The following is a 26,996-nucleotide window of genomic DNA, read 5'->3' on the forward strand; positions in this document are numbered from 1 at the left end:
CAATGTAATGATTTTTAAGGTGGGCTGCAAGTTTATTTATAGGATGTAGAAAAGGCCGTCTGAACAATTGTTTCAGACGGCCTTTAATCTGTCAGGCATTAATAGCGGTGTTTGAATACCATGCCCACTGCGTAAGAAGATTTTTTCGGCAAATCTTCGTCGTATTTCGGATTGACGTTTTCTTTCAACCAGCCGGCGCCGAGTGTGGCGGTCGTCCGTTTGGAGAAGCTGTAATCGGTGCTGACGGCAACGTGTTTGTAGTCTTCGCCGATAGAGCTTTTACCGTAGGCGAAGCCGATTTGAGGTTTGAAATTGCCTACTTTGTATGAGCCGGACACCATAAACTCTTTGGTGTTGTTGATTTCTTTGTCGTAAGAACCGGCTACGTTGCCTGCCGCATCTTTCCATACGCCCCAGCAGCTGAAGCCGTCGCAAGTATTTTTGGCATATTGGAACGCGGCATCGACGGAGATTTTGTCTTTGCTGTATCCGGCCATGAATGCATGGGCTTGGAAGTCTTTGGTTTCGGTCGGAGAGTCGTTGGGCGCGTATTCGGCAGCATAGTGGGCTTTAAAGCCATTGCTTGGGTGGTAGTAGTCCACACCCCAGCCGAAGACCCAGTCGCCGTCACGTTTTTTGTCCGGACTCCAGTCGTTGTTGTTGCGTGCGGCATTGGAACCTGGGGAAACGTTGAATTTGAATTGGAAACCGTTTTTCCAAGGAGACTCATAAGCCATAGAAACGCGACGTTGGCCGAAGCGAGAAATTTTGCCGAATTCCAAAATCGAGCTGTTGGTGTCGAACGGGTTCAGATAAATGCTGTTCATGGGTGTACTGATGTAGCCCATTTTGACGGTGCCAAGATTTTTGTAGCTGTTGAGCGCAACGTATGAGTCGGCAGTGCCCCAGCCGCTCCAGCGGTCGGAGTCGAAGTAAATAAAGGAGCCAAGTTGCCATTTCAGCCATAAGTCGTTATTGAGTCGTACTTCATCGGAGAGATAAAGACTGGAACTTTTATCGGAAATGGTTGTATTGGTGACGCCGGTTTTATTGTTGTGTTCGACCTCGGTCATGAGGTAGATGGTACCGCTCATTTTAGGTTCGGCGTGGGCGATGCTCATGGAAGAGCCGATGAGGGTAATGGCAACAAAACAAGATAACTTGTTCATTTTGTTCTCCTTTTATGTCTTTTATTAATTGGGGATTGGGGAATTTGGATAATCTTATTTGACAAATTATAAAAAATCAATACATTTGTAACTTATCGTAGGATAAATTGAAAAATAGTTTTCAGTTACGTATTTTTGTGTTAATTTGCCAACAATCTTGGATGGCTCACTATTATTCTGGTGGAATATGTGGTTTATAACACTATTTTCATGGTTTGAAATAGATGATTTAACTATGCTGGAAAAGTTCTAAATAAATGTAGTTTAGTGTAGCTTGAATAATTAGGCCGTCTGAAAAAGAAGAATACCCAAAAGAAGGAATGAAATATGGCTGGAAAAACCTATCCGCTGTTGGCTGCATCATTGGCTGCCGTATTCGCGTTGTCGGCGTGCAGCCGTGATGTCAAGCCTGCTCCTGAATTTAAACGTACCGATTATGAGCGCGTGGTGGTCAGCAACGGCGTTGAGCCGGGTACGCTGGATCCTCAGATGAGCGGCGATATGGCGGCCGGTGCGATTATCCGTCAGTTGATGGATGGTTTGGTCGGTACGGATGCCGAAGGTAAAACCATTCCTGCTTTGGCGGAAAAATGGGAGAGCGAGGGCGAGCGTATTTGGACCTTCCATCTGCGTGATGCCAAATGGAGCAATGGAGATCCGATTACTGCCGAAGATTTCGTGTACAGCTTCCGTCGTCTTGCCGATCCGGCCACCGGCGCACCTTTCGGCAGCTATTTGGTCGATGCCCAAGTGGAAAATGCGGAAGATATATTAAACGGTAAAGCCAAGCCTGAGACATTGGGCGTCAAGGCATTGGACGCGAAGACCCTGCAATTTACGCTGATTGCGCCCGTGCCTTATTTCCCCGATATGCTGATTCAGCAATTCACATTTCCGGTTCACCGCGCCACTGTTGAAAAATATGGCAATAAGTGGACGCAGCCCGGTCAGTATGTTTCCAGTGGCGCTTATCTGCTAACGGATTGGAAAGTCAACAGCCACATTAATATGGAACGCAATCCCAATTATTACGATAAAGACAAAGTAGCCATTCCGAAGGCGGTTTTCTTGTCAGGTAGCGGCGAGTACAACCGTTATCGCGCCAATGAAATTGATGTGACTTACGGTATTCCCAGCGATCAGGTCAAAGTGGCGGATATTGAGTTTCCGGGACAAGTGAAACGCACGACTTCTTTGTGCAGCTGGTATTTGGAGCCGAACCACGAAGCGGCGCCGTTTAACGATCCGCGCGTCCGCAAGGCACTCAATATGCTGACGCGCCGCGACATCGTCGTCAAAGTGGGTGGCCGTGGCGATACGCCTGCGTTCCAATTGACGCCGCCGCAAATGCAGGGCGTGATTCCTGTTTATCCGGAGTGGAAAGAGTGGACGCCTGAAAAACGCATCGAAACCGCGCGTAAACTGTTGAACGAAGCAGGCTACAACGATGACCATCCGCTTGAGTTCGATATCTTGTACAGCACCAGCGAAGCATCCAAAAAACAAATTACTGCCGTGCAGTCAGTGTGGAAAGCCGCCATTCCGTTTATCCGTCCGACTTTGTCCAACGAGGAATGGAAAACTTATTTGGATACGCGCGCGCAAGGCAATTTCAAGGTTTCGTTCAGCGGCTGGTGTTCCGATTTCAATGATGCGGCGGGTATGCTCAATATCTTGAAATCTAATAACTCAAACAATGCATTCCGCTACAAAAGCGCGGCGTTTGATACATTTATGAACAATACGCTGAAAGATGGTGTCAGCAAGGAAGCGCGCAGCCAGCTCTATGCCGATGCGGAGAAGCAGCTTCAAGAAGACGCTACACTGATTCCGTTGTATCATCAGGTTGAAGTGCGTATGGTCAAACCCGATATTATCGGCTATTCCGACAAAGACCCTTTACGGAACTACACAGTCAAGAACTGGTCGTTCGCACCGAAAAAATAGATTGATTATAGACAGCACAAGTTTTCAGACGGCCTTGATGACAGAGGCCGTCTGAAACAACAGGAGACATAACACATGAAATCTGTACAACAACGTTTGTCCGCTTTACGCGAAGCTATGAAAAAACATGGCGTGGACGCGTTTGTCATCCCTTCCGCCGATCCGCACCTTTCCGAATACCTGCCCGAGCATTGGCAGGCACGTCGCGATTTTTCCGGCTTTACCGGTTCGGCCGGCACTTTGGTGGTGACCGCCGATAAGGCAGGCGTGTGGACGGACAGCCGCTATTGGGAACAGGCCGGCCAACAGCTTGCGCCAAACGGCATCGAGCTGCAAAAAATGGGCGTTGATGCGCCTTATACCGAGTGGTTGGCACAAAATCTGCCCGAGGGAGCAGTGGTCGGCGCACCTGCCGATATGTTCGCACTCAGCGGCGAGCGCGGTTTGAAACAGGCACTTGCCGCCAAAAACATCCGCCTCGAATATCCTGAAACCTTGTTGGACGAAGTGTGGGACGACCGTCCTGCACTGCCGACTCCGGAAATCTACGTTCACCATCCCGACTATGTTTCCGAAACGGCAGCCGAAAAACTGGTCCGTATTCGTGCGGCCATGAAAGAGCAGGACGCAGAGGCGCATTTGGTTTCTTCTTTGGACGACATCGCTTGGATTACCAATCTGCGCGGTGATGATGTGCCGTTCAACCCCGTGTTCTTGTCCCATTTGTTTATCAGCCAAGACAAAGCCGTATTGTTTACCGATGCAGGCCGTCTGAAAGCCGAATCTGCCGAAGCCTTGAAAGTGGCAGGTTTTGAAGTGTTGCCTTATGCGCAAGCGGCGGACTACTTGGCAGGCGTTAACGGCGTATTGCTGATTGATCCTAACAAAACTGCTGTTGGCACTTTGCGCCACCTGCCTGAAGACGTTCGTTTGATTGAAGCCATCCACCCAAGCACATTCTTCAAATCAGTCAAATCCGATGCCGATATCGCCCATATCCGCAATACCATGGCGGAAGACGGCGCGGCATTGTGCGGCTTCTTTGCCGAGTTTGAACAAATCTTGGCAGATGGCGGCGAATTGAGCGAGCTGGACATCGACGGCATGCTCTATAAACACCGCAGCCAACGCCCTGGCTTTATTTCGCCAAGTTTCGACACCATCGCCGGCTACAATGCCAATGCCGCCTTGCCTCATTACAGCGCGACACCGGAAAACAACAGCAAAATCAAAGGCAACGGTATGCTGCTGATTGATTCCGGCGGCCAATACTGGGGCGGTACGACCGACATTACGCGCGTGGTGCCTGTCGGCAATCCGAGTGCGGCCATGAAGCGCGATTACACTTTGGTGTTGAAAGCGCATATTTCTCTGGCGGAAACCATTTTCCCTGAAAACATCAAAGGCCCGATGATTGATGCCATCTGCCGCAAATCGCTCTGGCAGGCGCAATGCGATTACGGTCACGGTACAGGTCATGGCGTGGGCTATTTCCTCAATGTGCATGAAGGTCCGCAAAGCATTGCCGTTGCCGCCGTGCCGCAACCCCATCACGCGATGAAGTCAGGCATGCTGACTTCCAACGAGCCGGGTCTTTACCGTCCGGGTAAATGGGGTATCCGTATCGAAAGTTTGGTAATCAACCGTCCGGTTGAAAACCCAGAGGAAACCGAGTTCGGCAAATTCCTGTATTTTGAAACTGTTACCCTCTGCCCAATCGATACGCGCCTTATCGATACCAAACTGATGACCGGCAGCGAAATCGAATGGCTGAACCAATATCACGCCGAAGTGCGCCGCCGTCTCGAGCCTTTGACAGAAGGCGCGGCCAAAGCATGGCTGATTGAACGCACCGAACCTTTGGCGCGTTAACGTGAAAGGCCGTCTGAAACGGCGGATACAAAGTTTCAGACGGCCTTATAACAACAATTATCTAAAAACTAAAAAAACCTTACCCGACTCCGAATAAAAACAATAACCCGGTCGGAATAGAGAGAGAAACCGGCGCGGCGACGTTAAAGATGCCTGCTGCCATTCATCCGATTTCCGCTTCAGGTCAGCTTTGTTTTCACGAGTCCGGTATGTTCAGACAGGACAGCCTGATTATGTTGAAATTCATCATCAAACGGATATGTGCTTCCATCCCGACCATGCTGGTGTTGATTACCGTATCGTTTTTCCTGATGCGGCTCGCACCGGGCAGCCCGTTCACAGGCGAACGCAATCTGCCGCCTGCGGTCATGGCCAACATTGAAGCCAAATACCACCTCAATGATCCGATGTACCTCCAATATTTCCACTACCTCAAGCAGTTGGCGCAGGGGGATTTAGGACCGTCGTTCAAATATAAAGATTTCAGCGTTAATGAGTTGCTTGCCCAATCCCTGCCGGTATCGGCAGAACTCGGCTTCTACGCCTTTTTGATTGCCGCCATCTTCGGCATGTTTATCGGCATTATCGCTGCCTTAAAACAAAACAGCTGGCTGGATTATTCGCTGATGAGCGGTGCGATGACCGGCATTGTCGTTCCCAGTTTTGTGATGGCGCCGGTATTGGTGCTGGTGTTTGCCGTCAGACTGCAATGGCTGCCTGCAGGCGGATGGAACGATGGCGCACTGATGAACTTGATTTTGCCCGTCGTTACTTTGTCCATCGGTTATGTATCCAGTATCGCGCGGATTACGCGCGGCGCGATGATTGAAGTATTGAACAGCCCCTTTATCCGCACGGCACGCGCCAAAGGCCTGCCCATGAGCCGCATCATCCTGCGCCATGCGCTGCGTCCCGCCATGCTGCCGATTGTTTCTTTCTTAGGCCCGGCATTCGTCGGCATCATCACCGGCTCCATTGTGATTGAAAACGTGTTCGGTATTCCCGGTGTCGGACAATTATTTGTCAACGGCGCGCTCAACCGTGACTACGGCATGATTTTGGGTTTGACGATTTTGGTCGGCATCATGACCATTTTGTTCAACGCCATCCTCGATATTCTGTATGCCATTATTGACCCGAAAATCCGTTATTAATCCCATTTGCGCAAAGGCCGTCTGAAACGTTCAGACGGCCTGAAGAAAGAATAAAAAGCGAGAGAGAACATTATGTTATTTAAAAAGAAGCAGACTCAGGCCCTTGCAGAGGCAGCAGAATACGCCCAAGTACACGGCAAAAGCCTGTGGAGCGATGCATGGCGGCGTTTTAAACAAAACAAAGCGGCGGTGTACAGCATTATCATCCTGTTGCTGATCAGCATTTTTGTGATTGTGGCGCCATGGATTGTCCGCTACACCTACGACTTCACCGACTGGGATAATATGCAGATTCCACCGTCCTTTTCTACCCATCACTATCTGGGTACTGACTTGCTCGGCCGCGATTTGCTGTCGCGTGCGGCAACCGGCGGACGTATTTCCTTGCTGGTCGGTGTGGCCGGCGCATTGGTGGCTGTTGTCATCGGTACGCTTTATGGTGCGATTGCCGGCTTTATCGGCGGTAAGCTCGATTCGCTGATGATGCGCTTTTTGGAAATTTTGAACGCGTTTCCGTTTATGTTTTTCGTGATTCTGCTGACCACGTTCTTTGGCCGCAACTTGCTTTTGATTTTTGCCGCCGTGGGTTTGGTGTCTTGGTTGGACGTGGCGCGTATCGTGCGCGGTCAAACCTTGAGCTTGAAGCATAAAGAGTTTGTCGAAGCGGCGCGTGTGAGCGGCGTGGCAAAACGTAAAATCGTGACGCGCCACATTATTCCGAATGTTTTGGGCGTGGTGATGGTGTATGCCTCTTTGCTGGTGCCGGGCATGATTATGTTTGAATCTTTCTTGAGCTTCTTGGGCTTGGGCGTGCAAGAGCCGATGACCAGTTGGGGTTCGATGTTGCAAGAAGGCGCGATTTCTATGGAAGCTGCACCATGGCAGCTGCTCGTGCCGAGTTTCTTCTTGGTAACCACTTTGTTCTGTTTCAACTTTATCGGCGACGGCCTGCGCGATGCGCTCGACCCGAAAGACCGCTAAACCGCAACCAAAAGGATAATCAAAATGACAAAACAGTTACTGGTTGTAGAAAATCTGGACATCAATTTTGAATTGCATGAAAAAAACGTGCACGCCGTGCGTAATGTCAGCTTTAAAGTGGCAGAGGGCGAAACATTGGCTTTGGTCGGCGAATCCGGCTCGGGCAAATCCGTAACCTCCATGTCCGTTATGCGCCTGCTGCCTGAGAAATTTGCCCGATACAGCAAAGATTCGCGCATTACTTTTGACGGTATTTCCATTTTGGATGCCGATGAGAAAACCTTGCGTGATTTGCGCGGCAACCGCATCAGCGTGATTTTCCAAGAGCCGATGACCTCGCTCAATCCGTTTATGCGTATCGGTGCGCAGCTGATTGAAGCGGCGCGTGTGCACAATAAAAAGCTTGGCAAAAAAGAAGCAGGACAGAAGGCATTGGCATTGCTGGAACGTGTGGGCATCAAAGAAGCCGAGCGCCGCATGAAGCAATATCCGCACGAGTTTTCCGGCGGTCAGCTGCAACGCATTATGATTGCCATGGCACTCATCAATGAACCTGACCTGCTGATTGCCGATGAGCCGACCACGGCTTTGGATGTGACCATTCAAGCCGAGATTCTTGATTTGCTCCACGATTTGCAACAGCAAATGGGCATGGCGATTATCTTCATTACCCACGATTTGGGTTTGGCGGAACACTATTCCAAAACCGTCTGCGTCATGCGTAACGGCGAAATTGTCGAGCGCGGCAAAATCAAAGAAGTATTTGCCCATCCGAAACACGAATATACCACCGAACTCATCAATGCCATTCCCAAAGGCATGAAAGAGCCGGAAGAAACCAGCTCCGGTGTGTTAATCGATGCCGATAATGTCAATGTTTCTTTCGTATTGAAGCAAAACTTTTTCGGCAAGCCGCTCAAAACTTTTGACGCCGTCAAAGGCATCAGCCTCAAAATTAAAGAAGGCGAAACATTGGGCGTCGTCGGCGAGTCCGGTTCTGGCAAATCCACGCTGGGCAAAGCCGTCATGCAGATGCTACCTTATACCGGCCATATCTCCTTTGAAGGCAAAGACCTGAAAAACTATACCGCCGAAGAAGCACGCCGTCTGAAATCGCAACGGCAAATTGTGTTCCAAGATCCGTTTGGTTCGCTTTCCCCACGCTTGACCGTTGGCGAAATTATTGGCGAAGGTTTGACGGTTCACCATCCTGAAATGACCAAAAAAGAACGTATCCAGCGCGTTTTGGAAGTCATGAAGGAAGTGTCCCTGCCGCTTGATGCGCTCAACCGTTATCCGCATGAATTCTCCGGCGGCCAGCGTCAGCGTATCGCTATTGCACGCGCCGTTATCCTGCGCCCGAAATTCATCCTTTTGGACGAGCCGACCTCTGCACTTGACCGTTCCGTACAATCCAAAGTAGTCGAACTTTTGCGCGATTTGCAGAAGAAATACGGCTTGACTTATATGTTCATCAGTCATGACCTGTCTGTCGTGCGCGCTGTCAGCGACAATGTGATTGTGATGAAGCAGGGCGAAATGGTTGAGTACGGCAGCGCGGATCAGATTTTTCACCATCCGCAAAACGACTATACCAAACGTTTGATTAACGCCGCATTTGATTTGTAGAAAAGGAAAAGGCCGTCTGAAAAGAAATTTTCAGACGGCCTTTTTAAGCGGAGGCTTTTTTCATCTAATTAGCGCTATTGCCTATACTTTGGCGGCATCCAATGCCTGTGCCAAGTCAGCAAGCAAATCGTCGATATGCTCGATACCCACGCTCAGGCGTACCATGTCGGGGCTGACGCCTGCTGCGGCGAGTTCTGCATCGTCAAGCTGACGGTGGGTCGTTGTGGCAGGATGGGTAGCCAGCGATTTGGCATCGCCGATATTCACCAAGCGCAGGAAGAGTTGCAGTGCGTCAATGAACTTCGCGCCGGCTTCACGACCGCCTTTAATACCAAAACTCAACAAACCGGAGGCTTTGCCGCCGTAGTCTCGGTCAATCAAGGCTTTATACGGACTGTCGGGCAGGGCAGGATAGTTCACCCATTCGACCTGCGGATGTTTCTTTAAGAATTCGGCTACTTTTAGGGCGTTTTCACAATGACGTTCCATACGCAGGGCAAGGGTTTCCAAACCTTGAAGCAGTAAAAATGCGCTGTGCGGAGACAGGGCGGCACCGGTATTACGCAATGGAACGACACGGGCACGGGCGATATAGGCTGCCGCACCAAAATGTTCGCAGTAGTTTACGCCGTGGTAAGACGGATCAGGCTGATTGAAGTTTTTTTCAAAACGCGGATTGCCTGCCCATTGGAATTTACCGCCGTCGATAATGGCACCACCAATCGTTGTGCCGTGGCCGCCGATGTATTTGGTCAGGGATTGGATAACGATGTCGGCACCGTGCTCGATCGGGCGGAACAATGTGGGCGTAGCAACGGTGTTGTCCACCATCAGTGGCAGCCCTTGAGCGTGCGCGGCTTGTGCGAATGCTGGAATATCAACGACATTGATGGCGGGATTGCCGATAGATTCGCAATACACCAGTTTGGTGCGGCTGTCGGTATTGGCGGCGATTTCTTCGGGCTTGGCCGGATCGATAAAGCGTACTTCTATGCCTTGGCGCGGCAGGCTGTGGGCAAAGAAATTGTATGTGCCGCCGTAGAGGGTTTTGGTTGCAATGATGTTGTCGCCTGCTTCAACCAAGGTTTGAACGGCATAGGTAATTGCCGCCATACCGCTGGCGACAGCCAATGCGGCAATGCCTCCTTCCAGACGGGCAACGCGTTCTTCCAAAACGGCAGTGGTCGGATTCATCATACGGGTGTAGATATTGCCCGCTACATCAAGGTTGAACAAGTCTGCGCCGTGTTGCGTGTTGTCAAAAGTGTAGGAAGTGGTTTGGTAAATGGGGACAGCAGCGGATTTGGTAGTCGGTTCGGATTGATAGCCTGCATGCAGGGCAATGGTTTCCCATTTCATTTAAATATCCTTGTAGCGATTAAATAATGATAAATAGAGGCCAGTAGTAACGGATTTGAAGGGCAAACTTTCCATAATGGAAAAGTTTGGATGCAGCAATATACGGCCTTTCCTATAAGAAAGATTACCATGAGCGACACGCAACTGACCCAAGAAGAACGATACCACATTCAAGATCTGTCCTGCCACCACACCATCATCGAATGACACTCCATCACAATGCCGTTTACCGCAATCTTCTCCTAAATAAAAGTAACGGCGACACTCTGTGGCAACATTTCAGAATATGCAGCAAATCCTACTTCAAACGATACGGTAGCATATGACTCTGAGGCAGAATGCACGATCGCGTCGGCATGGAAAACGCCTCTCCATGGTCGAGCAAAAATTCCGCATTGGTGATGGGTAGGAAGATACCATTGACGGTAAAGATCAGAAAAGCGAATACCTTTGCAAAAATTCCCCAAATTCCTAAATGTCTGGGTGGGACTTTAGGGATTTGGGGGAATTTTAAAGGTATTAGGCCGTCTGAAACTACACCGTAGAAAGTTTCAGACGGCTTTTGCGGGATTCTTTGGATTTGAAAATAAAAAAGACTTGAATCAATCAAGTCTCGCATTTCATTTTCAATAGATAAAAAAATATCAAGAATGGCGGAAGCGGTGAGATTCGAACTCACGGAGGGCTATCAACCCTCGACGGTTTTCAAGACCGTTGCATTAAACCGCTCTGCCACGCTTCCATTCTTGAAGCCGTAATATTAATGGAACTTACGGCCTTTGCCAAGAGGTATTTTAGAAAAAATATCTAGTATTCTGTTTTTATTTGGATTGTTCTTCACGCATGAATACCCATTCGGCTTCGTTTGAAGCTGCCTCATTGAATGAATAGCCCTCGTAGTCGAAATTTTTCAGCATTTCAGGCTCGGTAATGCCGTGTTCTGCCGCGTAGCGTACCATCAAACCGCGCGCACGTTTGGCGTAGAAGCTGATGATTTTGTATTTGCCGTTTTTCTCATCTTTAAAAATCGGCGTAATCAGGCGTGCGTTGAGTTTTTTGGTGTTGACGGATTTGAAATATTCTTGTGAGGCGAGGTTGATTAAAACGTCGCTGTCGGCCTGCTTCAGCGTTTGGTTGAGCAGGTCGGTAATTTTATCGCCCCAAAATTCGTAGAGGTTTTTGCCGCGCGAGTTGGCAAAGGCCGTACCCATTTCCAAGCGGTAGGGCTGCATCAAGTCGAGCGGGCGCAGTACGCCGTATAAGCCGGAAAGCAGGCGGACGTGTTGTTGCAGGTAGTCGATTTGTTCCGGTTTGAGCGTATCGGCGGCGATGCCTTCGTAGACGTCACCGTTGAACATAAATACGGCTTGTTTGGCGTTTTCAGGCGTAAACGGCGTGTGCCATGCGGCATTGCGTTCGGCATTGAGCAGGGCGATTTTATCGGAAACATGCATCAGTTCGGCGATTTGTTGAGGGGCAAGCTGACGCAACTCCTGCATCAGGATTTCTGCTTCGGGCAGAAGGTCGGGCAGGGTAAAGCTGCTGACGGGGGAGGGGTCTTTTTCGTTGAGGTTTTTGGCTGGGGATAAGACAAAAAACATAATAATTTCGGCTTTGAAATGAATAATGTGTGGGATTGTAGGTTTAAAATCGAGGAAGAACAAGACGGGCTAAACGCATTAATTGAATGCTTTTATTGAAACGTATTTCTGTTGAAAGTAAAATTCGAAGCTTCCCCCTGTTTCTGACATTTCTACTTGAGGAGAATATCATGTCTAAAACCATTATTCATACCGACAAAGCCCCTGCCGCGATTGGCGCATACAGCCAAGCAGTCCGTGCAGGCGATACGGTTTATATGAGCGGTCAGATTCCTTTGGATTCGGCTACGATGACTGTGGTCGGCAATGGCGACTTCCGCTCCGAAGCAGTGCAAGTATTTAGAAACCTGCAAGCCGTAGCCGAAGCGGCTGGCGGTTCTTTAAACGATATCGTCAAACTCAATGCTTATTTGACCGATTTGGCCAACTTTGCAGTGTTCAATGAAGTGATGGCTGAATTTATCGAACAACCTTTCCCGGCGCGCGCGGCGGTTGGCGTGGCCAGCCTGCCTAAAGGCGTTCAGGTTGAAGCAGAAGCAGTATTGGTTTTAAATGCATAATTGATGTTTTCAGACGGCCTGGGCTGGGCTTGAGGCCGTCTGAAAAGAATAACAACGGAAAACAATAATAATGGCACATTACGCAATCGGAGACATTCAAGGATGTTTTGACGAGCTGACTTTGTTGCTTGCCAAAATCGGCTTTAATCATGGTACGGATACCCTTTGGCTGGTCGGCGATATTGTCAATCGCGGCCCGAAGTCCTTGGAAACCCTGAAATTTGCCAAAGAGTATGACAGCAGCGTGCAAATGGTTTTGGGTAATCATGATTTGCATCTTTTGGCAGTCGGTTGCGGTGAAGGAACGCTCAAGCGCAGTGATACTGTTGAGCCGATTTTGACCCACCCCGATAGTCATGCCATGCTTGACTGGCTGCGTCATCAACCGCTTTTGGTACGCGGCGACAGGCATGTGATGGTGCATGCCGGTATTTTGCCGCAATGGTCTGTTAATAAAGCCGAAAGCCTTGCCCGTGAAGCTGAGGATGAATTGCAAGGTAAAAAATACAGGAAATTTTTTGGCAAAATGTACGGCAACAAGCCGACCGAGTGGACGGACGATTTGACAGGCTATGAGCGCCTACGCATGATTATCAACGTCTTTACCCGTATGCGGGCGCTGACGTATAAAGGCGAATTGGATTACGAATATAAATCCACTCTGAAAAAAATGCCGCTTTACCTGCGCCCTTGGTTTAAAGCGCCCGATAGGCAGAATTTGGATTATATTACTGTGTTTGGGCATTGGTCGTCATTGGGCTACGTTAATACCGATCAGGTCATCGCTTTGGATACCGGCGCGTTGTGGGGCGGAGAGCTGACAGCGGTCAATTTGGATACCAATGAAGTGATACAGGTACCGTCCTTGGGCGGATTGGATTGGAAAACGGCATTGAAATAGTTTGGATAAGATAAAAGGCCGTCTGAAATGTTTCAGACGGCCTTTTGTATTGGTTAATCCAAAGAAGGCAGGAGTTTGTCCGGATTCATTATGCCGTAAGGATCAAGCTGATTTTTGATGGCATGCATCAGAACGAGTTCAGCCTGCGTACGCACACGGGGCAGCCAATGTTTTTTGATGATGCCTACGCCGTGTTCTGCGGCAATCGTACCGTGGCAGGTAAGGATGTTTTCATAAACAATGGTATTGACGGCGTCTTCGTATTGGTAGGCTTCATTGCTCAATACATTGGGCAGGAATGTATTGTAATGCAGGCTGCCGTCGCCTAAATGTCCGAAGCAAACAATTTGTATGCCGGGAAAGCGGGTTTCCAAGGCAGGGGCGCATTGGCGGACAAAGGCGGCCACTTGGGCGATAGGGATGGCGATATCGTGTTTGATGCTGGTGCCGAGTTTGCGTTGGGAAGCGGAAATATTTTCACGCAAGGTCCATAAGTCGGAGCGCTCTTGCTCGGATTGCGCTAAGATGCTGTTTTCCCATCCGTTTTGATAGAGAAATTCGGCAAGCTTTTCATCCAGTCCGGCATCGGGAACGGAATCTGCAAGTTCAATCAAAATATGCCATTCCGCATCGGCGGGCTTTTTGAGTTGGCTGAATTCCGAGGATAAATCGAGGGCAAAGTGGCTGATCAGCTCGAAGCTGGTCAAGCGTTCGGCAAAATGGCCTTGCCCCGCAGTCAAAAGCGAGACGGCGGATTCAATATCGTCTAAACCTACCCATGCGGTTGCTTTGGTTTTGGGCTGGGCAAAGAGTTTGAGTGTGGCGGCGGTAATGATGCCCAATGTTCCTTCGCTGCCGATAAAAAGATGGCGCAAGTCGTAGCCGGTCGTGTTTTTGTGTAGGGGCTGAAGATGGGAAACCAGTTCGCCGTTTGGTAAAACGACTTCCAAACCCAATACCAAATCACGCATGCTGCCATAACGCAAAACATTCAAACCGCCGGCATTACAGGCGATATTGCCGCCGATTTGGCAAGAGCCTTCGCTGGCAAGGCTGAGCGGAAACAGTCGTCCGGCTTCGGCTGCCGCCTTTTGAGCATTTTGCAAAATCACGCCAGCTTCAACCGTCATGCTGTTGTCGGCAAGGTTGATATCGCGGATGCGGTTGAGCTTGGAGAGATTGAGCAGTACGCCTTCGGTGGTTACTGTTCCACCGCATAATCCGGTATTGCCGCCTTGCGGGGTGACGCGGATGCGGTTTTCAAAACAGAAACGCATGATTTTCTGCACGCTCTCGATAGAGTTCGGCTGTAAGACAATATCCGGCGAAGAAACAAAACGGCGGCGTTGGTCGTTTAACAAGGCCGGAGTGGCTTCGATGATTTCAGAGGCGGAAAGAAACTCAGCAAAACGGTTGTGAAGGTGCATGGCGGTCAGGTGGAAAAATCGGGAAGGGGAGTGTGAGGAATGTAAAAAAGCAGGATACGCAATGGTATCCTGCTTTTCTTATATTCAAAAGAATATTATTTAGCAGCTTCAGAAGCGGCAGAAGCAGCGGCTTCAGCAGCAGATGCAGCAGCTTCAGTAGCAGAAGCAGCGGCTTCAGTAGCAGCAGCTTCGGTAGCTTCAGCAGCAGAAGCAGCAGCTTCAGTAGCAGAAGCAGCGGCTTCAGAAGCAGCAGATGCGGCAGAAGCAGCAGTTTCAGCAGCTTTATCAGCACCGCCACAAGCGGCCAAAGCTAAAGACAACAAAGCAGCAGCGAACAGAGATTTTTTCATTTTTGAGGACCTTTTTTTAAATCGATTTAAACTAAAAATAGCCGTCAAACGGCCTATACAGTAGAAATTCATTGCTGAATTTTCGTTATTATGCCCCACGGGGTTGGTCAATGCAACGTTGCTTAACCGTTTGCATACTAAAATCAATACAAAATTAGCGAAAATAATGTAAATCAGGAGGGCAGGTAAAAAATCATCTAAAAATATTCATAATTAATGAAAATTTTAAAAATCATTTTTATTCAATGGCTTGATTATTTTTAACTGTTGTCGGTTTTAAGGGTTTGGAATGATTTTGCGTTTGGGGAATTTTTTGTAATTTAGCAACTTTGTGTTGTGAAAAAGCAACTTTTATGGATTGGAATCATTCAATTTTATTTTTTATATGGACTTTTTCGGTTTTGTTGTGTTCGCCAAAAGTATTTGTTTAAGGTAAACCGATTGTTTAGTTACAGCTGTGATAGAATAGCCTGAACCTGACTTTTAAATATTGATTAAGGACTACATGATGTCTATTGTTAAAAATTCCGTAGTTTCCCTGCATTATGAAATGTACGATGCAAACAACCAGTTGTTGGACAAAACCGAAGAGCCGATTGCTTACCTGCATGGCGGTTATGACGGTATTTTCCCTTTGGTGGAAGAAGCGTTGCACGGCAAAAATGTAGGTGATACCGTTGAAGTGGCTTTGTTGCCTGATGATGCTTTCGGCGAGCAAGATCCTGAGCTGGTACGCATTGAAGATGTAGGTGTATTCCCTGTTGAAGTTGAAGTCGGCATGATGTTTGAAGCCGATGATCCGGAAACAGGCGATGTATTGATTTATCGTGTAACCGATGTTGCCGACGGTAAAGCCGTAGTGGACGGCAACCATCCTTTGGCCGGTATGAAAGTATTGTTCAAAGCGACTGTTGAAGGTGTACGCGATGCGACTGAGGAAGAAATTGCCCACGGTCACGTACATGGCCCGCACGGTCATCACCACCACTAATCAGGCTTGAAACATGATAAAGGCCGTCTGAAAAGGAATGAAACCTTCCTTTTCAGACGGCCTTTAAGTTTTTACAAGACAGATAAATAGGAAATTTTGGCGCAGGTCAAATCAAACAGGGAAATATGGATTTTGTTAGAGACTACAATGAATTACATATAACGGTGCGACAAAATCTGTATTAAGATTCAGATATTGGTAAAACAGGCAGAATGCAATGAGTGAGACATTGGAGCAGCAGGCTCTAGAGGCCGGTATTGATTTAGGCTACTACGACATCAACGGTACATATCATGCGACCCAACCTGAAGTTTTGGAATCGATTGTTGCTGTTTTGGACAAAAGCAAACCGGATTCAGACGGCCTTTATCTGAATACGATGGTCGCGCATGAAAACGGCGAAGAATCTTTACAGATGCCGTCTGAATTTCATGGTGCGGAAGCGGTCGTATTGATTGATGAGGCGGATGAGTACCAGACCTTGACTTTATATCCGGGTGACAACGATACGCTTTGGATTAAGCTGCCCCAACTGGCTTGCGGTTATTACACTTTGTCGGCCGAGACCGGCGGTAAATGTTGCCTTGTACGCCTGATTGTTGCGCCTGAATCGGTTTACCAACCCAAACTGCTTGCCAATGGCGGACGGATGAATGGTTTGACCATGCATTTGTACAGCCTGCGTTCCGAGCGCAACTGGGGCATAGGCGACTTTACCGATTTGCTGAACCTGATGAAATATGCGGCGGAGAAAAAGCTGGATTTTGTCGGTATCAACCCTTTGCATGCCTTGTTTACCAGCAAACCTGCCTTTGCCAGCCCGTATAGCCCTTCTTCGCGCGAATGGCTCAATCCCATTTATTTGGATATCGAAAAAGTCGGTGCGTTTACTTATAACGAGCAACTGAAAAACTGGCTGGCACAACCGAAAATCCGTCAGCGCATCGCTGCTTTGCGTATCACGGAAACGGTGACTTATACGGCGGTTTGGGCATGCAAGCGTGATGCGCTACACATGGCGTTTAACGCGTTTGAACAGGATACCTGCGAAGCTGCGGCAAATGAACGCGCTGCATTTGAAGCATTTGTATTAGAAAAAGGCGAGGCTTTGCAGGGCTTCGGTTTGTTTGAGGCTTTGGACCAGTATTACAGCCGTCCCGGACAAGTGGGTTGGCAGTCATGGCCGTCTGAATTTCATCAGCCTGATGGCGAAGCAGTAGAAAAATTCGCGCGCAGTCATGAGCGGGAAATCCGTTTTTATATGTGGCTGCAATGGCTTTGCGCGGAGCAGTTGCGCGAAGTCAACCAAGCCGCTGCCGAATACGGTGTCAAACTCGGTATTTACGGCGATTTGGCGGTCGGCGTGGCGCGAGGCAGCGCGGATACTTGGTTAAACCGCCAAGATTATTGTATGGACGTATCGGTCGGTGCGCCGCCCGATCCTTTAGGGCCGACAGGGCAGAATTGGAATTTGCCGCCGCTTAATCCGTTAATGTTGAAGCATACGGGCTATGAAAAATTTGCCCATCTGTTGCGCGAAAACATGCGCCTGTATGGCGTGTTGCGGATTGACCATGTGATGGCATTGTGTCGTTTGTGGTGGGTTTTAAACGATAAAACAGCGGATTTCGGCGCATATGTGCATTACGATGCCGAAGTGACTTTCGCCATTTTGGCATTGGAAAGCCGGCGCAACCGTTGCGTCATCATCGGCGAGGACTTGGGGACGGTACCCGATCAAGCGCGTTATCTGCTCAACCGCTATCAAGTGTTCTCTTACAAGGTCATGTATTTCAGCAAGGGCTGGAACGGTTTTCAATTACCTGAAGAATACCCCGAGCAGGCGATTACGGTCATCAGTACCCACGATGTTGCGCCCTTGGCGGGCTATTGGACAGGCAAAGATTTGGATACGATGTTCAAACTCGGTACTTTGCCTGATGCAGCCGCTTTTCAGACGGCCTTGGATGAACGCGAACACGATAAAGCCGATTTGCTGGATAAATTGAAATATACCGGCTGTCTGGGTGCAGACGTACAAATGCCGGCAAAAGCCGATGAAACCTTGCTGGCGGCTTTGCACAAATACGGCGCATTGAGCCGCAGCAAGCTTTACGCAGTACAACTGGAAAACCTGCTGGGCGTCATTGACAATCTGAATGTCCCGGGTGTAACCGAAGGCTATCCGAACTGGGCGCAAAAAATGCCGGTTTCTTTGGAAGATTTCCTACAACACCGCCTCATGGGCGGCCAACTTGCCATTATTGACGAGGTACGCATGAAAACAAACAGCCAAATCAAGACTTATCATGAACTTGACCAAATCGAGCGCGATACGGTCGAAAGCCTGTTTCTTGCCACCCACAGCGACTTGTTCGCTTATCTGGGACGACACCGCCTTGCAGAGGGCGATGAAGTGGTGCGCGTTTTAATTCCCGGTGCAGTAAGCGTGGATATTGTGAACCGCCACAGCGGTGAACTCATCGTGCCGTCTGAAAAAATTGATGAACGCGGTTTCTTTGTGGCCGTTTTGCCCGATGATGCGCCCGATTACGCTTTGAGTATCCGTTATACCGAAGATTCCGAGCCTGTGATTGAAGAAGACCCTTATCATTTCAGCTCTGCATTGCAAGATATGGATTCTTGGCTGTTGGCAGAAGGTAAGCACCTGCGTCCTTATGAGACTTTAGGCGCGCATTTTGCCGAGTTGGACGGCGTGAAGGGCGTACGTTTTGCTGTATGGGCGCCAAATGCGCAACGCGTTTCCGTTATCGGCGAGTTCAACAACTGGGACGGCCGCCGCCATGTGATGCGTTTCCACCGCGACAACGGCATTTGGGACATCTTTATTCCTGCCGTCAAACTCAATGCCCTCTACAAATTTGAAATCCGCGATGCCAACGGCGATGTGCGCGAAAAAGCCGACCCGTATGCTTTCGGTGCGGAACTGCGCCCGACCACGGCATCTATCGTGCGCGGTTTGCCTGACGAAGTGGAAGAACCGGCCTTCCGCGCCCGTGCCAACGCCATTGATGCGCCGATCAGCATTTATGAAGTGCATTTGGGTTCGTGGAAACGCAATCCGGAAAACAATTTCTGGCTGACTTACGAAGAGCTAGCCAAAGAATTGGTGGCATACGTTAAAGACATGGGTTTTACCCATATCGAGTTCTTGCCCGTTTCCGAATATCCGTTTGACGGCTCATGGGGCTATCAGGCAACCGGTTTGTATGCGCCGACCAGCCGTTTCGGTTCGCCGGAAGAATTGCGCGCATTGATTAAAGCCGCACACGACGAGGGTATCAGCGTTATCCTCGACTGGGTGGTCGGCCATTTCCCAACCGACGACCACGGCCTGGCCAAGTTTGACGGCACCGCGCTGTACGAACACGCCGACCCGCGCGAAGGCTACCACCAAGACTGGAACACCCTGATTTACAACTTTGGTAGAAACGAAGTGAAAAACTTCCTGCAAGGCAATGCTTTGTATTGGATAGAGCGTTTCGGCTTTGACGGTATCCGCGTTGATGCGGTAGCTTCGATGATTTACCGCAACTACTCGCGCAAAGACGGCGAGTGGATTCCGAACCAATACGGCGGCCATGAAAACCTTGAAGCCATCGCTTTCCTGCGCGATACCAACACCATGTTGAAAGAGGAAGTTCCGGCTGCGACTGAAATTGCTGAAGAGTCTACTTCATTCGCCAATGTAACCCGTCAAGAAGGTTTGAACTTCAGCTTCAAATGGAATATGGGCTGGATGAACGATACCTTACGTTACATGATGGAAGACCCCATTAACCGCAAATATCACCACAACAAAATGACCTTCGGCATGATGTACCAGTACAGCGAAAACTTTGTGCTGCCGCTTTCTCACGACGAAGTCGTGCACGGCAAACGTTCGCTGCTCGGACGTATGCCCGGCGACTGCTGGCAACAATTTGCCAGCCTGCGCGCCTACTACGGCTTTATGTACGGCTTCCCCGGCAAAAAACTCTTGTTTATGGGCAGCGAGTTTGCACAAGGCCGCGAGTGGAACTACAACGAAGGACTGGATTGGTTCTTGCTGGAGCAAGAAGGCGGCTGGCACAAAGGCGTACAAGACTTTGTGCGCGAATTGAACCATGTCTATAAAGACACCGCGCCGCTTTACCAGCTTGACCAATGGCCGGAAGGTTTCGAATGGCTGGTTGCAGATGACGGCGACAATTCCGTATTCGTCTTCGAGCGACGCGACCGCGAAGGCAACCGCGTTATCGTGATCAGCAACTTCACGCCAGTAGTACGCGAAGGCTATCGCTTCGGCGTAAATTCTGCCGGCGAATACCGCGAAATTCTCAATTCAGACGACCTGCATTACAAAGGCAGCGGCGTTTCTGCCGGCGCAACGGTGAAGACAGAAGAAGTTTGGTCGCATGGCAAACCAAATTCCCTGTCTGTGACCGTGCCGCCGTTGGCAACTGTTTACCTGTATCAGGCGGCAGTCAAAGACGAAGCGTAAATCAACTTGAGGGTGGGCATCATGCCTGCCCAATCAGCTGAAAATTAAAAGATAGTGGTATCAATATGACTCAAGGCCGTCTGAAAGATTTTCAGACGGCCTTATATTGGACACGAAACCAAATTCATACCAAGGAATCATTCTATGTCTGCCAAATCATGGCATATCGAGGAAGGCAAGCCTTATCCCATGGGCGCGACCCTGACAAGCAAGGGCGCGAATTTTACCTTGTTTTCCATCAATGCCGAAAAGGTCGAATTGTGTCTGTTTGATAAGGATAAAGAAACCCGTTTGGAGATGCCTTCGCGGCGCGGTTCGGTATTTTACGGATTTGTGCCGGACGTTAAGGCAGGGCAGCGATACGGTTTCCGCGTGTATGGACGTGAAAACGCAGAATACGGCTCATGTTTCAATCCCAACAAATTGCTGATTGACCCGTATTCCAAAAAAATTGACGGCAAACCAAGCTACCGTAACGCCGAAGAAATGGCATGGTTCAGGCCGGAAGATGAACGCGACAATGCCGCCGTTGCGCCCAAAAGCGTCGTGGTCGGACGCAGCCGATTCAATTGGGCCAAAGATTGCCGTCCGGAAATACCTTGGGGAAAAACCGTTATTTATGAAGCTCATGTCAAAGGGTTGACCAAGCAATTCCCCGATTTGAAGTACGCAGGCACTTATAAAGCCTTGTGCGATAAACGGGTTTTAGCCTATTTGCAAGAATTGGGGGTAACGACGGTCGAGCTGCTGCCGATTCATTTTCATCTGGATGAATACCATCTTCAGCAGATGGGCTTGAGCAACTATTGGGGCTACAACACTTATTCCCATTTTGCCGTCGAGCCGTCTTATGCCGACAATCCCGAACGTGCGGCGGCGGAATTTAAACAAGCGGTCAAAGCCCTGCATCAGGCAGGTTTAGAAGTGATTTTAGATGTCGTGTACAACCACACGGCCGAGCAGGACGACAAAGGCCCGATGCTGTGTCAGCGAGGTATCGACAACACCTTATGGTATTGGCACACCCCTTACGGCAATTATGAAAACTGGTCGGGTTGCGGCAATACGCTCAATATTGTCCGGCGCGACGTTACCCGTTGGGCGGCAGACAGCCTGCGCTATTGGGCTGAAGAGTTTCATATCGACGGCTTCCGTTTCGATTTGGGAACCGTATTGGGACGCGAGCCTGATTTCCAATCGTACGGCCGTTTTTTCCAAGTCCTGTATCAAGACCCTGTGTTGGCCGGTTTGAAACTGATTGTCGAAGCATGGGATATAGGCGAGGGCGGCTATCACTTGGGCAATTTCCCGCAACCTTTTGCCGAATGGAACGGCCGTTTCCGCGATGACATGCGTGCGTTTTGGTCATGGGAAAGCGGCAATTTGGGCGCATTTGCCGAACGCTTGGCCGGGTCGTCCGATATTTTCAACCACAGCGGCCGCCACCCGTCCGCCAGCATCAACTTCATTACTGCACACGACGGCTTCACTCTGCGCGATTTGGTCAGCTATAACGAAAAACACAACGAAGCCAACGGCGAAAACAACCGCGACGGGCATAATGAAAACATCAGCTACAACCACGGCGTAGAAGGCGAAACCGATGATGAAGAGGTGTTGCTCAACCGCGAATACACTTCTAAAGCGCTACTTGCCTCCTTGTTTTTATCCAACGGTACGCCCATGCTTTTGGCAGGCGATGAGTTCGGCAACAGTCAGCAAGGCAACAACAACAGCTACTGCCAAGATAATCCGATTACATGGTTGGATTGGCAAAATGAGCCCCATGAGTTGCAAAATTACACTCAAGCGCTGATACGCGTACGCAGCCAAATCAAGCTGCTGACAGATGATTGCTGGTGGGAAAAAGAGCGTGTGCAATGGCTCAATGCGGACGGTAGTCCGATGACCGAATATTGTTGGCACAACAGGGGCAGCAAGGCGATTCAGGTTGTTTTGGACGATGAATGGCTGCTGTTGGTCAATGCCAAACGTAGTCGTCAGTTATTTAACCTGCCTCAAGGCAATTGGGAAATTTCTTGCGTACCATCTGAGAAATTTAATTACGAAGAGGCTGGAAAATGTGTTGTCGAACACATGGGGATTTGGGTTTTACATAAAACGAATTAAATGAAAACCAAGCCGTTATTGTGTTAACTCTTTGATATTTCGTCTGTATCCGTTGGACCGAAGCTTGCATGGCATAAATGGAAATGCTGATGAGATGATGAGTGGTTTAATTTGTAATTAAATGTTTTATAAAGAAAAAATAATACGGATTTGAATCTTTCAGTTATAATCCGTATCAAACCTGAAACAAACCTACCTATAAATTTTTCAGACGGCATTTATACTTCTTCAGGCCGTCTGAAAACTGAATGACGTTGTTTCTATAACCCATCAGGCGCGTTGTCCAAGTGCCTCAAATGAAAGAAAGGCTTCCATGGCTAAGCAAAAACTCCCCATCTCCGGCTACGATTACGTTATGCCCAAACCGGATGCAGAAACCATCCGCAAGTCCATTGTTTACAAGTTGATTTTCATCTTGGGCGTCGATCCTAAAGAAGCAACTTCACACCAATGGCTCAACGCCGCCATGTTGGCCGCACGCGACCTGATTGCCGAGGATTTCCTCAAAACACGCCGCGCCCACATCGACAACAGCAAACGCATGGTTTATTACCTGTCTATGGAATTCCTGCTCGGCCGTGCGTTTGTCAATGCGCTGATTAACGAAGGCGTTTATGCCGAGTTTGAAGAAGCCTTCAAGCAACTGGGCAAAGAATTTGCTGATGTCTGCGAACAAGAAGAAGATCCGGGTTTGGGTAACGGCGGTTTGGGCCGTCTGGCCGCCTGCTTCCTCGACTCTTTGGCAACCCTGCGCATTCCTGCCATGGGCTACGGCATCCGTTACCAATACGGTATGTTCAAACAAGAAATCGTGGACGGCCAACAAGTCGAAAAACCCGATTTGTGGCTCGACCAAGATTTGGCATGGCAGTTTGCCCGTCCGAACAAACAATATTCCGTCCGTTTCGGCGGCCAAGTATTGAACTTGGGCAACAAAAAAGAATGGCAGCCGAGCGAAGAAATCTCCGCTTGGGCATACGATGAAATCATTCCGGGCTATGGCGGCGAATGTGCCAACCCATTGCGCTTGTGGACTGCGCACGCAGGTAACCTGTTCGACCTTGCTGACTTCAACCGAGGCGACTATGCCTCTGCCGTTCGCGCACAAAACAGCGACGAAAACATCTCGCGCGTCCTCTATCCGAACGACTCTACCGATTCCGGCCGCGAATTGCGCCTGAAGCAAGAATACTTCTTGGTTTCCGCTTCCGTTCAAGATATTGTTGCACGCCACAAATGCCGTTTCCCAAGCATCCGCACTTTGGCGGACGAAGTCGCCATCCACTTGAACGACACCCATCCGGTACTCGCCATTCCAGAATTGATGCGCATCCTGATTGACGAAGAGGGCATCGAATGGACTGAAGCATGGAATATGTGCTGTAAGATTTTCTCTTACACCAACCACACATTGATGAGCGAAGCCTTGGAAACCTGGCAGGTTGACCTGATGGGCCGTCTGCTGCCGCGCCATTTGGACATCATCTTTGAAATCAACGCCTACTTCCTCAATGCCTTACGCGCCATCGGCAACTTCGACGACGACTTTGTCCGCCGCGTATCCATCATTGACGAAACCCACGGCCGTCGCGTCCGCATGGCATGGCTTGCCGTGATCGGTTCGCACAAAGTCAACGGCGTGGCTAAAATCCACTCCGATTTGATGACCACATCCATCTTTGCCGACTTTGCCAAAGTATTCCCGGAACGCTTTACCAACGTAACCAACGGCGTAACTCCACGCCGCTGGATCAACATCGCCAACCCGGGCCTGACCAAATTCTTGGACAAACATCTGGGCAACGAAGACTGGCGTCTGCATTTGGACAACCTGACCAAGCTCAATGACAAAGTGGACGATGCCTCCGTACAGGCAGAATTCGGCGCAGTGAAAAAAGCCGCCAAAGAGCGCCTTGCCAAATACATCGAAACCGAGCTGGGCATCAAGGTTAATACCGATGCACTTTTCGACATCCAAATCAAACGTATCCACGAGTATAAACGTCAAGCATTGAACGTGATGCACATCGTCGACCGCTACAACAAAATCCTGGAAAACCCGGATTTCGATTGGCAGCCGCGCGTGTTCATCTTTGCCGGTAAAGCCGCTTCCGCCTATTACATGGCGAAGAAAATCATCCGACTGATTAACGACGTTGCCAAAGTCATCAACAACGACACCCGTATCCGCGACCTGATTAAAGTTGTGTTCATCCCGAACTACAGCGTCAGCCTCGCCCAAATCATCATCCCGGCCGCCGATTTGCACGAACAAATCTCACTGGCGGGTACAGAAGCATCCGGCACCAGCAACATGAAATTCGCCCTCAACGGCGCGCTTTGCATGGGTACGCTGGACGGCGCGAACGTCGAAATTTTGGAAAAAGTCGGCGCGGACAACTGCTTTATCTTCGGTAACACCGTAGAACAAGTCGAAGAACTCCGCCGCAACGGTTACGACCCATTGAGCTATATCGAACGAGACAGCGACCTGCGCCGCGTCGTCAACCAAATCAGCCAAGGCACTTTCTCTCCGGAAGAGCCAAACCGCTACAACGACGTGTTGCAACCATACGGTGACTTCTATCAACTGATGGCCGATTTCCGCAGCTACATCGATACGCAATACAAAGCGGACGAACACTACCGCAACGTATCCGCATGGCGCAAATCAGCCTTGATCAACATCGCCAACATGGGCTTCTTCTCATCCGACCGCTCCATCGCCGACTACTGCCGCGATATTTGGTACATCAAACCATTGAGCGAAAAAGAATTGCCCGGCAAAAATTAAGCGTTGAGCAGATAGCGAAAGCCGATACATTGGAAAGGTGTATCGGCTTTTTTTAGACGGCATGATATAGAAACGAGCAAAACAGCATGGTTATATCGCTGTTTTAGCGTATTTCTAAATGACTCAATTTAAAATCGGTATTTAAAATTTAGTAGCCATTCATTCTGACGGTATCGGTAATGTGCTGTATTGCTATGGGAGATTGAACGCCTGAAACGAAATTCAGGATACATGCCTTTAAGGTTCCACTGCGGAAAGCCTACAGCGGCTATCATGATGTATTGATTGTCGCGCCGCCGTCTGTTGTCGCTGACAAAACTTGCAGCGTCATAAAGACTGCGGCGATGAAGCAGGATAGCGTTGAGATAAGTACCGCTTGAAAAAAAACTATACGCTCCCAGCCGTGTCGTATATTCCTTGCTGGAAGAAGATTTTTCGGGATAGGCTTTGCGTGTTGCATCAAAGTTGGCGAACAGGCCGCTTTGGGGTGTGAGAGAAAATTCTGCCCCTACACCCAGTTCGTATTGCTTGTAGTCGGCAAAATAATCTTTGCTTTGTCCGCCGTATCCGGTCTTTTTTGCTCCAGCATGTGAGTTAATACGCCAGCGAGGGGAAAGTGTGCGTGACCAGTCGACATCCGCGCCCCATGCGCGGTAGTGGGTGTGGCGGTTGCGGAAGTCATATTCGAAATAGGGTAGCAGGGAAAAGGAGGAGCGTGCGTCGGCATAGGCGTATCCCGCGTACAGCGAACTGTTGTGATAGCTGTAATCCGGCATAGCCGCCGAATCTTTGTCTTTTTCCGTGTAGCGGTTGCCGTACAGTACACCGCGCACCTGTACACCGTGATGCCCTTTGAGCGGGACGGTTTTTTCGGTGGTCGCGCTATAGGATAAGAAGGTTGAATCCGTTGGCGCAGGCAGGGTGCGCTCCATCAGGCACATGTCCGCGATTTCCCACACGCATTGGTTGATGCCGTTGCCTTGGTTTACATTGCTGTTGTAGCCGTAGCCTAGGCTGATTTGGCCGTGCCAGCGGCGGCGTTTGCCCAGTTCGGACAGGTAGTTTTCCACGATGGGGTGGGTTTCAGCAGGAATATCCGTTTTCAGAACTTTCTCAAACGCGGCGACGGACTCTTTGTTTTGGTTGTCTTCGGCATAAAACCGCCCCGCTTCGAGCAGCAGGCGGGGGTTGTCGGGTTCGGCTTCCAAGGCCGTCTGAAAACTGTTCTCCGCCGCGCGAGAATCCCCTTCGGCCCGTTTTTGCAGCGCATCGGCCAAATGAATCAGCGCGGGTTTGTGCTGCGGCAGTTTGGCGTAGCGGGCGGCAAACTGTCGCACCTTGTGCCACTGTCGCGCGTTTAGGGCGTGGTAAATCGCACTTTCCAGTTCTTCCGCCGTATCGCCGACTTGGTAGATTTCACCATCTATCGAAATATAGCCGTTGTTTTCTTCCACTTTCTCGCGGGCCTGTTCCGTGTCCAGCCAGTCACTTTCTCGATATTGCTGCGTTTGGCGGCTGCTCTCATCCAGCAGGCGGCGGCGTTCGTCCGCGGCATCGTCGGACGGGGCGGCAAGGCAGACCGTACAGAGCGGCAGGAAAAGCAGGCAGAGGCGGTGTTTCATGAGAT

At 49.6% G+C, this 26,996-nt stretch carries 17 protein-coding genes, 1 tRNA gene and 1 pseudogene; 12 read left to right on the top strand and 7 right to left on the bottom strand.

Translation table 11 applies throughout. From position 1 onward, the window contains the following. Nucleotides 1-98 precede the first annotated feature (98 nt). The gene (locus HMPREF2606_RS00425) at nucleotides 99-1,169 is read right to left on the bottom strand and encodes a porin (protein WP_070843118.1); all 1,071 of its coding nucleotides are present in this window, start codon (nucleotides 1,167-1,169) and stop codon (nucleotides 99-101) included. A gap of 327 nt (nucleotides 1,170-1,496) precedes the next feature. On the opposite strand from HMPREF2606_RS00425, the gene HMPREF2606_RS00430 reads away from it, so the two are divergent. From HMPREF2606_RS00430 to HMPREF2606_RS00450, 5 genes are all read left to right on the top strand, one after another. Continuing rightward, on the top strand, nucleotides 1,497-3,116 hold the full coding sequence (locus HMPREF2606_RS00430) for an ABC transporter substrate-binding protein (protein ID WP_070843119.1): 1,620 nt from the start codon (nucleotides 1,497-1,499) through the stop codon (nucleotides 3,114-3,116). Nucleotides 3,117-3,191: 75 nt separating this feature from the next. After that, nucleotides 3,192-4,988, top strand: a complete 1,797-nt coding sequence (locus tag HMPREF2606_RS00435) for an aminopeptidase P family protein (protein WP_070712310.1) — start codon at nucleotides 3,192-3,194, stop codon at nucleotides 4,986-4,988. 233 nt (nucleotides 4,989-5,221) lie between these two features. Further along, complete coding sequence (gene oppB / locus HMPREF2606_RS00440) at nucleotides 5,222-6,142, top strand: oligopeptide ABC transporter permease OppB (RefSeq protein WP_036472303.1); 921 nt, start codon at nucleotides 5,222-5,224, stop codon at nucleotides 6,140-6,142. A gap of 72 nt (nucleotides 6,143-6,214) precedes the next feature. Continuing rightward, entirely contained in the window at nucleotides 6,215-7,123 is a 909-nt protein-coding gene (gene oppC / locus HMPREF2606_RS00445) for an oligopeptide ABC transporter permease OppC (protein ID WP_003683112.1), read from the top strand. Nucleotides 7,124-7,147: 24 nt separating this feature from the next. Beyond that, entirely contained in the window at nucleotides 7,148-8,752 is a 1,605-nt protein-coding gene (locus HMPREF2606_RS00450) for an ABC transporter ATP-binding protein (RefSeq protein WP_070712309.1), read from the top strand. Between the two features lie 81 nt (nucleotides 8,753-8,833). On the opposite strand, the gene HMPREF2606_RS00455 is transcribed toward HMPREF2606_RS00450, so the two are convergent. Then, nucleotides 8,834-10,111: an O-acetylhomoserine aminocarboxypropyltransferase/cysteine synthase family protein gene (locus HMPREF2606_RS00455; protein ID WP_070712308.1), complete on the bottom strand. Its 1,278-nt coding sequence runs from the start codon at nucleotides 10,109-10,111 to the stop codon at nucleotides 8,834-8,836. Nucleotides 10,112-10,305: 194 nt separating this feature from the next. Between HMPREF2606_RS00455 and HMPREF2606_RS11175 the strand changes: the two are divergent. Further along, nucleotides 10,306-10,517 (top strand): annotated as a pseudogene (locus HMPREF2606_RS11175) (IS30 family transposase); the annotation flags it as partial. A gap of 245 nt (nucleotides 10,518-10,762) precedes the next feature. Here HMPREF2606_RS11175 and HMPREF2606_RS00460 read toward each other — a convergent pair. Continuing rightward, nucleotides 10,763-10,853, bottom strand: a tRNA-Ser gene (locus HMPREF2606_RS00460). 79 nt (nucleotides 10,854-10,932) lie between these two features. Then, on the bottom strand, nucleotides 10,933-11,712 hold the full coding sequence (gene yaaA / locus HMPREF2606_RS00465; protein ID WP_070843133.1) for a peroxide stress protein YaaA: 780 nt from the start codon (nucleotides 11,710-11,712) through the stop codon (nucleotides 10,933-10,935). A 170-nt stretch (nucleotides 11,713-11,882) separates the two neighbouring features. Between yaaA and HMPREF2606_RS00470 the strand changes: the two genes are divergently transcribed. Both HMPREF2606_RS00470 and HMPREF2606_RS00475 read left to right on the top strand, forming a co-directional pair. Beyond that, nucleotides 11,883-12,272 carry a RidA family protein gene (locus HMPREF2606_RS00470; protein WP_070585779.1) on the top strand — a complete coding sequence of 130 codons (390 nt, stop codon included), beginning with the start codon at nucleotides 11,883-11,885 and terminating at the stop codon, nucleotides 12,270-12,272. 70 nt (nucleotides 12,273-12,342) lie between these two features. Beyond that, nucleotides 12,343-13,173, top strand: a complete 831-nt coding sequence (locus HMPREF2606_RS00475) for a symmetrical bis(5'-nucleosyl)-tetraphosphatase (protein ID WP_070585778.1) — start codon at nucleotides 12,343-12,345, stop codon at nucleotides 13,171-13,173. A gap of 53 nt (nucleotides 13,174-13,226) precedes the next feature. Here the strand turns inward: HMPREF2606_RS00475 and HMPREF2606_RS00480 are convergent, their stop codons facing one another. Continuing rightward, nucleotides 13,227-14,600 carry an FAD-binding oxidoreductase gene (locus HMPREF2606_RS00480; protein ID WP_070712305.1) on the bottom strand — a complete coding sequence of 458 codons (1,374 nt, stop codon included), beginning with the start codon at nucleotides 14,598-14,600 and terminating at the stop codon, nucleotides 13,227-13,229. 95 nt (nucleotides 14,601-14,695) lie between these two features. Continuing rightward, the gene (locus HMPREF2606_RS00485; protein ID WP_070585776.1) at nucleotides 14,696-14,950 is read right to left on the bottom strand and encodes a hypothetical protein; all 255 of its coding nucleotides are present in this window, start codon (nucleotides 14,948-14,950) and stop codon (nucleotides 14,696-14,698) included. Between the two features lie 508 nt (nucleotides 14,951-15,458). Here HMPREF2606_RS00485 and HMPREF2606_RS00490 point away from each other — a divergent pair. The 4 genes from HMPREF2606_RS00490 to HMPREF2606_RS00505 all read left to right on the top strand — a co-directional run bounded on the left by HMPREF2606_RS00490 (nucleotide 15,459) and on the right by HMPREF2606_RS00505 (nucleotide 25,369). Further along, on the top strand, nucleotides 15,459-15,941 hold the full coding sequence (locus HMPREF2606_RS00490; protein WP_070585775.1) for an FKBP-type peptidyl-prolyl cis-trans isomerase: 483 nt from the start codon (nucleotides 15,459-15,461) through the stop codon (nucleotides 15,939-15,941). A 217-nt stretch (nucleotides 15,942-16,158) separates the two neighbouring features. Beyond that, nucleotides 16,159-20,445, top strand: coding sequence for a 1,4-alpha-glucan branching protein GlgB (gene glgB, locus HMPREF2606_RS00495; RefSeq protein WP_070712304.1), 4,287 nt, complete (start codon nucleotides 16,159-16,161; stop codon nucleotides 20,443-20,445). Nucleotides 20,446-20,589: 144 nt separating this feature from the next. After that, nucleotides 20,590-22,575, top strand: coding sequence for a glycogen debranching protein GlgX (gene glgX, locus HMPREF2606_RS00500; RefSeq protein WP_070712303.1), 1,986 nt, complete (start codon nucleotides 20,590-20,592; stop codon nucleotides 22,573-22,575). A 313-nt stretch (nucleotides 22,576-22,888) separates the two neighbouring features. Continuing rightward, nucleotides 22,889-25,369 (top strand): glycogen/starch/alpha-glucan phosphorylase, encoded by a 2,481-nt coding sequence (locus tag HMPREF2606_RS00505; protein WP_049323511.1) that lies wholly within the window; start codon nucleotides 22,889-22,891, stop codon nucleotides 25,367-25,369. Between the two features lie 128 nt (nucleotides 25,370-25,497). On the opposite strand, the gene HMPREF2606_RS00510 is transcribed toward HMPREF2606_RS00505, so the two are convergent. After that, the gene (locus HMPREF2606_RS00510; protein ID WP_070843120.1) at nucleotides 25,498-26,991 is read right to left on the bottom strand and encodes a surface lipoprotein assembly modifier; all 1,494 of its coding nucleotides are present in this window, start codon (nucleotides 26,989-26,991) and stop codon (nucleotides 25,498-25,500) included. Between the last annotated feature and the right edge of the window lie 5 nt (nucleotides 26,992-26,996).

It is taken from the genome of Neisseria sp. HMSC070H10 (assembly GCF_001837635.1).
In the GTDB taxonomy this organism is placed as follows: Bacteria; Pseudomonadota; Gammaproteobacteria; order Burkholderiales; family Neisseriaceae; genus Neisseria; species Neisseria subflava_A.